Raw genomic sequence first — 13,666 nt, forward strand, 5'->3', positions numbered from 1 at the left:
ATGAAGGCCAGCGGTCGCTGGTCAGAGAGGGTTAGCGGAAACCGAACGCGAACCGCTGGAACGGGTAAAAACAGCCCGTTCCAGCGGTTATGCATCCTGCGGGTGACGTTCCCTGTCAACCCACGGGTAAACAGGGTTTAGCCCAGGTGATTACCACCCGTTACACCGTGAACCTCGGCGGTAACATAGCTGGACTCCTGAGAAGCCAGGTAAACATAAACGCCCGCCAGTTCTGCCGGCTGTCCTGCGCGCTTGAGCGGCGTCTGCTGACCGAATGTCGGGATGGCGTCCTGCGGCTGCCCACCGCATATCTGCAATGGCGTCCAGATAGGCCCCGGCGCCACGCTGTTTACGCGGATCCCTTTAGCGGCAACCTGTTTGGCCAGCGCCCGGGTGTAGGCGATAATTGCCGCTTTGGTTGAGGCATAATCCAACAGGTTGGGGCTGGGCTGGTAAGCCTGGATAGACGATGTCGTGATAATGCTGGCACCCGCAGGCAGCAGAGGAATGGCCGCTTGGGTTATCCAGTACAGGGCGAAGACGTTAGTTTCATAGGTTTTACGGAACTGCTCGCTGCTGAGGTCGGCAACATCTTCCACCGCAACCTGTTTTCCGGCGACCAGTGCCAGGATATCCAGTCCGCCGAGCGCTTTGTGGGCGTCTGCCACCAGCTTTTTGCTAAAGGCTTCATTGCTAATGTCACCCGGCAGCAGTACGGCTTTACGTCCTGCCTGTTCCACCAGTTTTGCCACTTCTTCCGCATCCTGCTGTTCGTCTGGCAGGTAGGACAGTGCAACATCTGCGCCTTCTCGCGCATAGGCAATGGCGGCTGCCCGGCCGATACCTGAATCAGCCCCGGTCACCAGCGCTTTACGATCCTGCAAGCGTCCGCTACCGCGCCAGGTTTTTTCACCGCAGTCCGGCGCCGGACGCATTTCGGCCTGAACGCCTGGCGCTGGTTGGTGCTGTTTTGGGAAATCAGTGGCTGGATACTGAGTAAGGGGATTCTGTATTTTATATTGGTCTGTCATTCGTCCTCCAGCTGTTAATTAATTTTTTTTAACTTTCTAAGCTTGGCAGACGAGAGTGATACGTCCAGAAAATGTTGGGAATTTATTTTATCTCACTGAAATCATGCTGAAAAAACATTGTTTTTAAAAGCAACAGAATATTGCTAAATATAAAAAAATACAGAAATTTGCATAATTAATGCGCCACCTCATAATTTCACTCGTCAGCGTCAACCGGAAGGGGGCATAAATGCCAGCCCTCCCCGACAGTCGGTTAAAAGGACAAATCAACCGTCACCGTATCGCTGTAGGAGCCGGCCATCGGCGTATTTTGGCTGGTCAGGATCAGCGCATTGTAGTTAAAGGTTCGCGTTAGCTGATCGCTGCTGATTGAGTTGGAGGCTGAGCTGGATACGCGAGCGGTGCCGGTATCGCCCCAGTAAGTACTCCCGCTGCCCTGATAGATTTGGTAGGCCAGCAGATTACCGCCGCTTGCCATATAACGCTGATTTCCTGTGGCGTGTAGCCCGTTGTTAAACCCCACGGTGTAAGTGCTGCCTTTGGTACAAATTACGCTGATTGACTGGCTGACCGGCAGGAAACTGCCCACCAAAGGCGCGCTGCCAAAGTTGATCGCTGGGGCTGTTATCGTCGTGCAGTCGTTAGTAATGGTGATGGTCACGTTAATGGGTACGGTAAACGTGCCGGTTTGTTGCTGGCCCAGCAAGCAGGCACCGAACAGGCCGATGCCGGTACAGATCCGATAGGTGAACAGCACCGACAGCTGGCCCGTATAGGTTCCGGCCGGTACTACCACATTGGGCAGCGTACGAATATAAAACGGGATCGGGAAGACGAATCCCCCCAGTAAATTGGCGAGGTTTATCAACTGGCTCTGGCTGTAGGTGGTCGCCGTGCCGCCTATCGTTAACTCGGTGCTACAGTTAGAGGTGGAACAGAGTTGGATCGGGATGTTGTCGGATCCAAACGCCAGTTCACCGCGCCCCCCGGCGTTAGGCGTGGCGCTCGTCAGCTGGACGGAGACAAAGTCACTGCTTAGCAGCACCACCAGGCCACTACCGCAGTTAACGGTGATAGTGGTACTGACGGTACTGGGGGTGGTGTTAAGGACAAATGACGTCACCGTACCCAGGCTGACATTATCGATGGTAGGGCTGATGCTACATGCCGCCCGGCCCGCCAGAGAGTACAGCATCAACAGCAAAAAGGTGCAAAGCCACAGTGGTTTTTTCATCGGGCGGTTCCCGTAGGTAACGATGACAGCGCGCAGACCACAGGGCCATAAGTCATCAGTGATTTTGGCTTAGTCTCCGCAACCGTCAGCTCGGTGTTGCAGTGGCGCCCGTCAGGGGTCTCGGCACGAATAACATTACGAATAGCCAGATTTTCCATCCAAACGATGCCATCGTAGCCGACATATTCATCCTGTTGTCCTTCTCGGGTGATGATGGTGGATACCGGCAGTGGCTCACCGTGCTGGTCTTGCAGGATCACATTGGCGGCGCGCAGCGGTGTTACCGGTAAGTGCAGCAGATAGCCACTTTGTCGTCTGACCGCGAAGCGCTGCTCCACGCTGCTGCTGGTCATATCCGCAGGCAGGTTGAGCGTATTAATCTCGTATTTTGCCGGATACCAGGCGCTGACGCGCGGCACCAGCAGATACCCTTTACTATTGGTTTCGCCCATTAGCTGATTTTCATAACTCACTTTAATACCCGGATAGTCGGTTTTCACCAGCACAAAGGCGTCGTTCACCTGATTAGCAGCAAACAGGTTGTTATCCATCAGGATCAGCGAGCCGCTCAGTTCGGCCCAGCGCGTGCTGTAGCTGTCGTCGCCATAGAAACCGGCCGATGCGTCCAGCTGGTTATTACGCCATTGCAGCGTGGCCTGGCGGTAATCACCATTGATGCTTTGGTTGGCCCATGCGGCGTTGTAGGCCAGGCCACCATCAGACGGCATCGCCCTGGAAACATCTATGCGCTGTGAGTTATTGCCCTGTGCATCGCGCTGCATCGTCATGCTGACGTTGCTCAGATCGCTGAACGGTACGATCAGCGAAAGCGCGCCGGACCAGCTCCCCTCCTGCTGATCGCGGGTGGCGGATAAGTACAGGTTGCTGTTTTTAAATATCGTTTTACTCCACGACAGGTTTAACAACCGGGTACGCTCGCCCATGCCGGGGGTAATATCGATCAACGCTGCCCCGAGATTGCCTAATCTGTCCAGCGCCAGACTGGCGCTATATTGTGCGCTGCGGCGGCTCAGAGAGGCGAATGTAAGCGTGCTTGAAATCTGCCGCTCGCCATACAGGGCAAGGTTAGCGAATTCAGCGGAGCGAACGGTTTGTTGAAAACCGAAGCTGTAACGGCTGGCGCTATACTGATAGCCCCAGTTGTACTGCTTGCCAGTCTGACTCTGCATCTGGCTTTGGCTGATGGCACCGTTTACTACCCCAAAAGGCCCTATCCCCATTTGCAATCCGCCGCCGCCCAGAGCCAGCGATTTTGCTGCTTCAGCATGGCTTTCCAGAGTGAGCCAGTCACTGACCCCATAGCGGTATGATCCACTGCCTGCCGCCTGGCCATAATCAAAGCTGTTTAATCCGTAGTTTTCACGCAGTGCGCCGCCAGATATTGCATAGTCAGAAAGACCTTTCTTCAGCAACGCGCTGGCAACATAAAAGGGCAGAGTGGTACTGACGCGCCGTCCCAGCGCATCAGTGGTCACCACGACCGCCTCTCCTGCACCGTTGACAAACGGCATATTGGTCAGAGAAAACGGCCCTGACTGAACGCTGTTACTGCTGTTTTTATAACCATTGATAAACAGGTCGACGGTGGAGGGGACTGCCGCCTGGCCGGCAAATGAAGGCAGTGGATAGGTGATTAAATCTGGTCTTACCGAGAAATCACGCCCAAATTGAACCCCGCCAAGACGTACGCTGTTGCTCCACGCCAGTGAGTCTGTGACCAAGTCCCCGACGCGCAAAGTCTGGGCATTTTCTTCATTTTCACTTGTCCACCAGGTGTCGTAACGCGTATAGCCATCATTCTGAGCAGCGGAAGCGCCAGACAGCTGCTGTTGCCAGATGCCGTTGCTGGAAAACTGCCCTTTGCTGCCAAACAGACGCAGCTCGTTCCAGGCGGAAAGGTGTGAACCGCTGCCGCGAGTATTACTGGTATAGAAGTCGTAGTTGAATAACGCCCCGTTGCTACTTCGCCCGGCGTAGAAGTCGCCATTACGTGCCGCGCCGCTGATTGTTTGCTCGGGTAACCAACCGGGCGGCACGGTCAGGACGATACGCTGGCCCTGACTGTCATAATCTGCTTTCACCTGCTCCATAGCCGACACATCCATAATAGTGGAAGTGATGCGCGAGCTTGGAATACCGACACGCAACAGATCGCTGGCGCGGATCAGATAATGGTTGTCATGGAACTGAACCGGGATCAGTTCGCCAGTATCCCGGCCGTTAATGATCAGTGCCAGCGTCCAGGTTTGTTTTTCTCTCGTTGACGAAGCGGCAGGTGGCGGAGGCGGTAGCCCGTTGAATGTTTCCGCGCTGATGCCTGATGAGACCAGGCTGCTCAATAGCCCGGTCATCGCCAGGGTGCGGCTGTATAGTGAGGCAGCGCGGCATCTTTGCATGGGTTACCGCACTGCGCTGCTGCGCCAGCTGATTTTATTGCCCAGCTCTGCGCTGATTTCTGCGCCATCCGGGGCCTTAAACGGCAATGGGAAGGTATGACTGGCGTTGGCCAGCACGTAGCCCATCAGGCTGTCGGTGATACTGCGTCCGCCCAAAGTCACATTACTCAGCCGTGCATGGCCATTGCCATGATTGATAATTTCGATAGCCTGCTGGTTTCCCTCCCTTACCCACCGCCAGCTTAGGTTTGGTTTAATCGTGTTTGCGCTCAGGCCGGAACCATAGACAAAAAGCGGCACGGAGTAGCGCATTTGTAAATTCAGCCCGACGTTATTCTCTTCCTGTTTTTGCGGCGTAGGGATTTCATCGAGTACCACCTGATAGGCAGACTCTTGTCCGGCTGCGGGGGGCGTCTGCTTGATTAAGCGTATTAACTGTCTCTTTCCCGGTTCAATGCGCACCATCGGCGGGCTGGCCATCACCTGTTGCTGGGTATGGAACTGTTCCTGGCCCTGATTTTGCTGCCACTGAAATACCCGAACCTGCATTAATGTCGTGCTGGTACCGCGATTCTCCAGCCACAGCTCGGCGGCTTTTTCATCACCATTGATTTTTGGATCGATAGGCCAAATCAGCACGGAGTTTGCTGCACGGCTACTCAGGGAAAGCAGCATGCTGAACGCAACCCATAACAGCCCGGAAATACGCGGTAATGACATCATCCTTTATGGCTCCTTGTGGCAAAAATCACCAGTTCAACGTCACCGTTAACGTGTCGGTATAGCTACCGGCAGTATTCACTCCGGTCACCTGAAGATGACCATAAACAGGTAAAATAATGTTGTTCGCATTGCTATAGCTCAGCGCCACGTTCTGATTAACCGGAATAGCGGTCGTCAGGCCGGCATTGCTGTACAGGCTGTAAGCCACCCGATTAGTTCCGGTAGTCTGCTGGAGTTTACGGCTGCCGCTGGCGTAGTAACTGCCGCCGTTAATGCTCATATTCAGCGTGGTGCCGGGCGTGCAGGCCAGCGTAATGGTTGCGTTCTGAACCAGACTGGCGTTAGCGCTATAGGTGCCAATAGCCGGTAAGGTGCCAAAATTCAGCGTGCCATATACGCCGGTGTTGGTGCCGGATATCACGCAACCGTTAACAATCGCGGCGTTAACCGCAAAGGATTGGGTTGGTAACGACGATCCGCTATGGCTGAACAGCAGCAGTAGCGGGATAAGCGGGCGCATAGCGCCCGCAAACCGATAAGCCCGATGTGGCACAATAAGTTCCCCGGGGCAGCAATCAGTAGTTCACGACAACGTTGATCACGTCAGCATAGGTTCCTTGCGGAATGGCCGCACTATTACCACCACCGGTAATTTGACCAAAGATCTGATAGTTCGATCCCAGGACCGGATCGGGCGTGCCGTTCGCCGCCAAATTGGTATTGTTGGCGATGGGTGTGCTTGAGGATGATGTTGGGTAAAGGGTATAGGCAATACCCGTAGTGGCGCTGGTGGTACTGATCAGATAGCGCGGGGAGGCCGTTACGGTGCCGTAAACGGTCGTCGGCGCAGTGTTACTTCCGGTGATCTGAACGTTATAGGTGTCGCCCGAACTACAGTTAACGTAGATACCGCTGCCCGCCGATCCGGATACGGAGGCGGTCAAGGTGGTGAACGTTGCAGGACTGGTACCGAAGTTCAGGCTACCGAAGTTAACCCCGGTGGTTCCCGTTTGTCCGTTGACCAGACAGCTATTGGTCAAATTAAGGGTTGCATTGATGGTGCCGGTCACGGTTGCAGCATAACCCGTAGAAATGACGCCGAGTCCAAGACCACAGCCCAGCAAGAAAAGCTTCATTTTCATAACTATTCCTTACTTATCAGAGTGAGAAGGTTTTTTTTCCTGATGAAGTCTTATTGTCTGCCATAAAAAGCAGCATAAGAAATAAGGGCGAAAATGTGACGGAGTTAATAATTTAGCCATCAGTATTAGTAACTCCTGTTAACAAATTTGGAGTTATCTGGAGAAACTATAGGGGGAATAAATCTGTTGTGTGAAGTGAAATATAGCGGCGTATAAACATATAAGAATATCCCTATGTATAAAAAATGTAATCTGCTGTTTTAATTGTTTTCATCGAGGGTAGGTTTTATTTCTATACCTAATAACAAAAGGTTAGCCATTTTTAATCAGGTTAAAATATCATTATTTGGTTGACTCGATTTAACAATAATATGAGCTGGGACTCTGCTGGCAGCGCGAATTTCACCACGCGTGCTGTGACTTTAGGACCATCTGCAACCTGAGGAATAAGGGTATATACTGTTGAGCTTTCATTGATGGTAGCGAGTTGTAGCGCAGTGGCAAAATATGAACAATTGGTGGCGCTAATTCGCCAGCAAATAGAATCTGAAATATGGTTGCCGGGAGAGAAGTTGCCTTCGCTGCGCGATCAGGTCAGGTTGAGCGGCATGAGCCTGATGACGGTAATGCACGCTTACCAAGTACTGGAAAGCCAGGGATTAATCCAGTCTCGCCCGCAGTCAGGCTACTTTGTTGCGCCTCACGCTGAATTTCTCAGCCAGCCGTCCAGCCACCAGAAGGTGCAACTCGCTGAATCCGTGGATATTAATGCTTTTATTTTTGATGTGTTGCAGGCCTGCCGCGACCCGCGCATTGTGCCGTTTGGATCTGCGTTTCCCGACCCTGAACTGTTTCCCCAACGCCAGATGATGCGTGCGTTGACCACCGTTTCACACAGTATGAAAGCGGTTGATGCCCTGCATAATCTGCCCCCCGGTAATGAAGCGCTGCGCAAAACGCTGGCGCAGCGCTATGCCTCACAGGGCGTTCAGGTCTCGCCGGATGATATTGTTATTACCAACGGTGCGCTGGAGGCGTTGAACCTCAGCCTACAGGCGTTAACCGAGCCAGGAGACTGGGTGGCGATTGAAAACCCCTCATTTTATGGCGCGTTACAAGCCATTGAACGACTCAAGTTAAAGTCGGTGGCCATTGCCACCGATCCGCAAACCGGCATCGATCTTGATGAGTTAAAGCGTACGCTGGAGCGCTGGCCGATAAAAGCGCTGTGGATGATGACCAACCAGCAGAATCCGGTGGGCTGCACGTTAAGCAGAGAAAAGAAACAGCAGCTGGTCGCGCTGCTGGCGCAATATAGCGTCACGCTGATTGAAGATGATGTTTACAGTGAACTCTATTTTGGCAGCGAGAAGCCGCTACCGGCAAAGGCGTTTGACCGCCATGATCATGTTCTGCACTGCTCTTCATTTTCAAAAAATCTGGTGGCAGGATTTCGTGTCGGATGGGTTGCGGCGGGGAAACATGCCCAGCGCATTCAACGGTTGCAGCTGATGAGCACGCTGTCGACCAGTGCGCCAATGCAGCAGGCGCTGGCCACCTATCTGGGCACCGGAAGCTATGACCGCCATCTGCGGCGTTTGCGTCAGGTGCTGGAGCAGCGTAAGAATCTGGCGCGTCAGGCGCTGAAAAAATACCTGCCCGCAGGGGCGCAAATCAATGATTCGCGCGGCGGCTATTTTCTGTGGATTGAACTGCCGAAACAGATAGATGCGACCGAGCTGTGCTATCGCGCTCTGCGCCACGATATCAGCATTGCGCCGGGCAAAATGTTCTCCTCCAGCGAGCAATACGCCAACTATTTCCGTTTTAACACCGCATGGTGGAGCGAGTCGCAGGAAACAGCGGTTGCCACGCTGGGACGGCTGATCGCCGACGGTATTGAGCACTAGTAGCGGGCCGGTACGGCCGTATTAGCGGTCGTCCGGTATCCGCGATCAATGCCCTATACCGTGGCCGCGCGCTTCTGCCCCCAGGTTAAGTGGAACACATCATAGAAGTCCACTTCGCCCTTCAGCGACAGCAGTTTATTGATGCCCTGCTTAACGTTAGCGGGGACGTTTTCACTGGCAAGAATATCAGCTACCGCCTGCTGAGAAAGGGTGCGCACATAATACCATTCGCCGTTGTAGCACACGCGGAGGTCAAGTGTGTCGATGTCTTCAAAGCGATATCGGGGGTTGATATCCATCAGCATCAGGCCACTCATCAGTAGAACAAACACCGTTGCTCCCCAAAATGCAGGCCAGCCGAGAAAATCGGTGGTGAAAATCAGTGCAACGGTCAACGCGTAGCAGCCATACATGGATGCCCAAAGGCCGGGGTGGGTCTTCAGGAACTGAAAGCTGAAACGGGGTCTGTTATCGCGCTTTTCCTCGCGGTTTATCGTATCGATCTCGCGCAGTAGTATCTGTTTCACTTCTTCCATTTTGTCTCTCCGATAGACATTCCGGGCATAATGTTATTAGACACAGGTTTCAGCCATAATAGCAGACACAGTTTAGGCCAATTAAGTTATAACAGTGACCTATGCCCCGGTGCGACAGTAGCCAGCTGACATCGCAATGTGTAGACTCTCGGCTTCGTACAGGGGCTGTGCGAATGTCCCTTGGTTGGTGAAAGAATGACGTTGAAAAAAATCCTTCCCTTATTGCTTTTCTCTTGGCTGATAGCCGCGACGAATCCAGCCAGTGCGCTGGATTGTGGTCGAACGGTAAATACGGCGGAATATACCGTCTGTACTCATCCTCAATTGCTCTGGCTCGATCGGCTGTTCAATGATGCTTTTCATCAACGGATGACTGAAGATCCCCATCATGCCGCTCTGTGGGTCGCGCCCCAACGTCAGGGATCGCCTTGGTGTTCCAATACCAGCTGCCTGCGTGGCGCTTATCTTCGCAAGATCGGCCAGTTGTACGGGGCCGATCGTCCCTATGACTGGCAGGGGACATGGTGGAACAGCACCGCCCGCGCTGGCAACAGCGGTCATATCCTGATTAATAAATATGACGGTCAGCACTTTCATATGGATGCCAGCGTAAAAGGCGGTGCTAACCGCGCGGTTTTCGCGGGGGATGTGCGCCTTTATACCGGCGTCGGTTTTACCGATAACATCAAGTGGGGTGGTGACTGTGCTATCGTCCTGGTGCCACTGGCAGATGGCAGGTTGAAAGTCAGTAGTGACAGCGCCGGGAGTTGCAGCCTGCTGTTGCCGGGAGAGATGGCCATAGATGGTATTTATGTCAAGAGTCAGACCGACCCGCGCCCGCCCGCGACATTGTTCAGTATCGGGATTTTCCCCGACAGGGCAACGGATGATAAATTCCGCCAGCTGGTAGGGGCGGATTATCAGCAGTATGTCGATACCGCCACGGATTTTGCCAGAGGAAAGGATCTCGACAATATCGGGGCAACCGTGATGGTTCTATGGGTTAAAGGTCTGGCGAATCAAAAAGCCGCGATGATTATGACCAGCCCGCAGGGGAAAATATGGGCGCTACGGCTGGAGCCTGCGGGTGAAGGGAAGCGGGTAAAGCTGCACTATGTAACCACCGAAAACGATAAAAAGACGCTGCCCAAAACCCTCGCCAATTGGCAGGCGAGGTTTACAGATCGATAATCTCGCCTTAATGATAGCTGTAAATTTGCCCTGAGGGCGTAACGATGAGGTGTTTGTCTTCAAAATCGAGAGTAACAAACGCGATGCCGTTACGCCCGGAATTACCAATGATGCTTTTAATCATGCGCGCCTGATGACTCTCGGCAAAATAGACCAGCTGATAATCAAAAGTGACGCCTCTGAAGATTGAGTTGTGCTGCTGCAGGTAAATTTTAAGCACAAAACGGCTATCGTTAGGGCTGGTCAGCGTCATCAGCGAGGTTTTGTCATGGGAGACAATACTGGAGTCGTAAACTTCACGCTGCCTTGACAGCAAATCGTAGTATCCCAGTTGCAGATCTTCTGCGGCAAATCCGGGAGATAAAAGCGCCTCCTGTTGACCAGGCAGCCGTTTCATCAGGGCGGCCACCAGCACTATCGCCAGGGTGACCAGCAGTAGACTAATTGACGCAGTTCGCCATTTCATTCAGCTTTCTCTCACTTTCCCGATAGATCAAAGCACTAAGCAGATGACCATTCATACGCCAGTTGACGATATTCATCGCTAGCTGCTTACTGTCGCAGCGGCTTTTCAGCGTCAGCGTGTAATTAAGCGAAACGCCGGATGAAAAAAAGAATACTTCCATGTCGACCTGCTTATTTTTTAAATTCTGGTTGAGAGCATAAAAAGCGGGTTCCAGCTGTTTACTCAATTCGCCAGCGGCGGAGGTTTTCTCATTGCGGCGGTGTAATTCAAGCAGGCGAATATTGCTGTAAACCCCCGCATCCTGTTCGAGTATTTGTGTGCGAAACCAGAGTTCGCGCGGCACCAGGATCCAAACCAGCAAACCTATTAAAAGAATGACCTGCAAAGGAACCAGCCAATACCATAGCTTACGCACGGCGGGCCTCTGGCGATGTTCAGGTTGTTGGGCAGTATAAGGTGCGGGGAAAGCGGCAGACACGGACTCGGGTTCTGCGGGTGCATACGGCTCAATCGCCGTATCAGCGTCTGCCCGCTCTGTTTCTGGTTGAGGATTGGGGATCAGTTCACAGAATTCAGCCTCAAGAATATAGCCCTTTTTGGGGACGGTCTTGATAATTTTCTGCTGCTTACCATCATCCTCAAGCGCGATACGCAGCGCATGGATCGCATTCGGCAGGCTGTTATTGCCAATAACACGCCGTTCCCAGACCAGGTGATTTAACTCTTCTCGCGAAAGCGTTTTTCCGGCATTCTCAGCCAGGACGCGCAGCAGCTTGAGCTGATACTCCCCCAAACGGCGTTGTTCGCCGCTGCTTTGATGGAGCAAAGTACCGGTAGCAAAATCAACGCTCCAGTGATTAATAATACAATCCACAGTCATAGTCGCCGTATATCATCGGAATAAACGTGAGTCACCACTTAATAGCCGGTTTCACTCTACAAGTTGGCATTATCCTCACTGCATGCACGCTGATTATAAACGGTTATTATTATGAAGTCTGATAATTAATTAAGGCGAAAAACAACTGAGAAATTAATGAATTATATCATCAGGTGCTCATAGCCTGATGATGTTGCTCTTTTGCTCTTGCCGGAAAACGGCATCACCGACACGGAGCTGAATGGTGAAACAGATCGTTCTTTCCTTAATGCTGAATTATTTATTTGTCATCTCTTTGATATCGAACCGTCATTTTGGTGGGGTAGTGTGCCGATAACCTACCCGGAGGTGAGCCTGTGTTTACTGTCGAAAGCCTACTCAACGATTTGCGTCCCAAATATCAGGCATCAGCCTGGCAAAAAAACCTGTTGCGGTATCTGCTGCATGAAAAAGAGTTTCAGCTTTTCAGCCAGCGAAACAGACATCTGAGAGGGCTGGATATGGTCGAGCAGGTGCTCGAATATCTGGATATCAGCTGTGAGCTGAGCGAGCGCGATCTGGAGCAGATCCCCAGTCAGGGGCCTGTGGTCATTGTGGCGAACCACCCTCTTGGCACGCTGGATGGTCTGGCGATGCTGCATGCGGTTTCACAGGTGCGGCGGGATGTAAAAATCGTCACCAATCGGCTGTTGAGCTGCCTGGGATCGTTGAATAGCCTGATGGTGCCGGTAGACAACATGGGTAATCGCACTAGCCGCCAGCAGGTTGAGATGATGCAGCAGCAGCTGGAGCAGCAGGGGGTACTCATTTTCTTCCCGGCGGGAGAAGTCGCGCGCCTGGGAATGCAGGGGATAAAAGACGGTCAGTGGAGCAGCGGTTTTTTGCGGCTTGCTGCGCGTTTTCGTGCTCCGATCGTGCCGGTTCATATTAGTGGTCACAACAGCATGCTGTTCTACCTCACCTCCGTCATTTATCAGCCACTGTCAATGCTGCTGCTGGCTAAAGAAATGTTTAACAAACGCGGTACGCGGCTCAAGCTGATCGTCGGCAAGCGTATCCCCTGGGCCAGCTGGCACGATAGCTGTTTCCCGGCGAAGGCGCTCGCGACCCGTTTTCGCGACCACCTGTACCATATTGCTCAGGGTAAACCCGAACTCTTTCATACCGAAGCGGCCATCGCCCGTGCCGAAGATCGCGCGGTGCTAAAACGTGCGCTGGGTGGCTGTGAGATGCTGGGGCAGCTGCCGGATGGTAAAACCGTCTGGCTTTACCGCCGTAACGGTGAGGAATATGTGCCAATCCTGCGTGAACTGGGGCGACTGCGCGAAATTGCCTTCCGGGCAGTGGGCGAAGGGAGCGGTACGCGGCGCGATCTCGACGATTTTGACGATGACTATTATCACCTGATCCTCTGGGATGACGAGGCCCTGGAGATCGTGGGTGCCTATCGTTTTATTCCTACCGCCCAGCAGCTTGAGCACAAAGGGATCGATGGCATCTACAGTCACAGCCTGTTCCATTACGATCGGCGCATGGAACCGGTGCTGATGCAGGGAATTGAGCTGGGACGCAGTTTTATTCAGCCAGCCTACTGGGGTAAACGCGGCCTTGATTATCTGTGGATGGGCATTGGCGCGTATCTGGCGAAATACCCGCAGTATCGCTATCTGTTTGGCCCGGTGTCTATTTCCGGCGGTCTTCCGCTGGCGGCACGCGACCTGCTGGTGGCATTTTATCGTCTGTACTTTGCTCCCGAGCTGCCGCTGGCGATCTCGCGCCGTCCTTATCCGGCTTCGTTGCCAGACGTGCTGGCACAGTTCAGCGGCAATAATTACGGCGAAGATTTGAAGCGGTTGAAGCAGCTGCTTGGCAACCTCGGCTGCGCGATCCCTCCTTTATACAAACAGTATTCTGAACTTTGCGAAACCGGCGGGGTGCAGTTTATCGATTTTGGCTGCGACCCGAATTTTAATCACTGCATCGATGGGCTGGTATTGGTCGATATCACTATGTTGAAAGAGAGCCGTTTCCAGCGCTACATCGCGCCTTATCAGCCGACATTGAAGCCAGCCCATGCGGGATAAAATCTTGAACGGTTTTATCTGTTACCGAATATGAATTGCCATAAAAACGTCA

12 protein-coding genes are annotated in these 13,666 nt (G+C 52.9%); 3 read left to right on the top strand and 9 right to left on the bottom strand.

Annotated features, from left to right (window positions below):
* Positions 1 to 137 precede the first annotated feature (137 nt).
* The 6 genes from EPIR_RS02310 to EPIR_RS02335 all read right to left on the bottom strand — a co-directional run bounded on the left by EPIR_RS02310 (position 138) and on the right by EPIR_RS02335 (position 6,547).
* The gene (locus EPIR_RS02310; protein WP_023653682.1) at positions 138 to 1,031 is read right to left on the bottom strand and encodes an SDR family oxidoreductase; all 894 of its coding nucleotides are present in this window, start codon (positions 1,029 to 1,031) and stop codon (positions 138 to 140) included.
* Positions 1,032 to 1,284: 253 nt separating this feature from the next.
* Positions 1,285 to 2,265, bottom strand: a complete 981-nt coding sequence (locus tag EPIR_RS02315) for a Csu type fimbrial protein (protein ID WP_023653683.1) — start codon at positions 2,263 to 2,265, stop codon at positions 1,285 to 1,287.
* Positions 2,262 to 4,682 carry a fimbria/pilus outer membrane usher protein gene (locus tag EPIR_RS02320; protein WP_023653684.1) on the bottom strand — a complete coding sequence of 807 codons (2,421 nt, stop codon included), beginning with the start codon at positions 4,680 to 4,682 and terminating at the stop codon, positions 2,262 to 2,264. Before EPIR_RS02320 ends, EPIR_RS02315 begins: the two co-directional genes overlap by 4 nt.
* A 3-nt stretch (positions 4,683 to 4,685) precedes the next feature.
* Entirely contained in the window at positions 4,686 to 5,405 is a 720-nt protein-coding gene (locus EPIR_RS02325) for a fimbrial biogenesis chaperone (protein WP_023653685.1), read from the bottom strand.
* Positions 5,406 to 5,430: 25 nt separating this feature from the next.
* Positions 5,431 to 5,958, bottom strand: a complete 528-nt coding sequence (locus tag EPIR_RS02330) for a Csu type fimbrial protein (RefSeq protein WP_023653687.1) — start codon at positions 5,956 to 5,958, stop codon at positions 5,431 to 5,433.
* 22 nt (positions 5,959 to 5,980) lie between these two features.
* Entirely contained in the window at positions 5,981 to 6,547 is a 567-nt protein-coding gene (locus tag EPIR_RS02335; RefSeq protein ID WP_023653688.1) for a spore coat protein U domain-containing protein, read from the bottom strand.
* A gap of 497 nt (positions 6,548 to 7,044) precedes the next feature.
* Here EPIR_RS02335 and EPIR_RS02340 point away from each other — a divergent pair, with 497 nt between their 5' ends.
* Positions 7,045 to 8,457 (top strand): aminotransferase-like domain-containing protein, encoded by a 1,413-nt coding sequence (locus tag EPIR_RS02340; protein WP_193387528.1) that lies wholly within the window; start codon positions 7,045 to 7,047, stop codon positions 8,455 to 8,457.
* A gap of 53 nt (positions 8,458 to 8,510) precedes the next feature.
* On the opposite strand, the gene EPIR_RS02345 is transcribed toward EPIR_RS02340, so the two are convergent.
* The gene (locus EPIR_RS02345; RefSeq protein WP_023653690.1) at positions 8,511 to 8,993 is read right to left on the bottom strand and encodes a YlaC family protein; all 483 of its coding nucleotides are present in this window, start codon (positions 8,991 to 8,993) and stop codon (positions 8,511 to 8,513) included.
* 195 nt (positions 8,994 to 9,188) lie between these two features.
* Here EPIR_RS02345 and EPIR_RS02350 point away from each other — a divergent pair, with 195 nt between their 5' ends.
* Positions 9,189 to 10,184, top strand: coding sequence for a lysozyme inhibitor LprI family protein (locus EPIR_RS02350; protein ID WP_023653691.1), 996 nt, complete (start codon positions 9,189 to 9,191; stop codon positions 10,182 to 10,184).
* 7 nt (positions 10,185 to 10,191) lie between these two features.
* Here EPIR_RS02350 and EPIR_RS02355 read toward each other — a convergent pair whose 3' ends face one another.
* Both EPIR_RS02355 and EPIR_RS02360 read right to left on the bottom strand, forming a co-directional pair.
* Complete coding sequence (locus EPIR_RS02355) at positions 10,192 to 10,650, bottom strand: hypothetical protein (RefSeq protein ID WP_023653692.1); 459 nt, start codon at positions 10,648 to 10,650, stop codon at positions 10,192 to 10,194.
* A complete protein-coding gene (locus EPIR_RS02360; RefSeq protein WP_023653693.1) occupies positions 10,625 to 11,530 on the bottom strand; it encodes a winged helix-turn-helix domain-containing protein in 906 nt (301 codons plus the stop codon). Before EPIR_RS02360 ends, EPIR_RS02355 begins: the two co-directional genes overlap by 26 nt.
* A 356-nt stretch (positions 11,531 to 11,886) precedes the next feature.
* On the opposite strand from EPIR_RS02360, the gene olsF reads away from it, so the two are divergent.
* Positions 11,887 to 13,614, top strand: coding sequence for a bifunctional ornithine lipid synthase OlsF (gene olsF, locus EPIR_RS02365; protein WP_023653694.1), 1,728 nt, complete (start codon positions 11,887 to 11,889; stop codon positions 13,612 to 13,614).
* Positions 13,615 to 13,666: the final 52 nt, after the last annotated feature.

It is taken from the genome of Erwinia piriflorinigrans CFBP 5888, assembly GCF_001050515.1.
GTDB lineage: Bacteria > Pseudomonadota > Gammaproteobacteria > Enterobacterales > Enterobacteriaceae > Erwinia > Erwinia piriflorinigrans.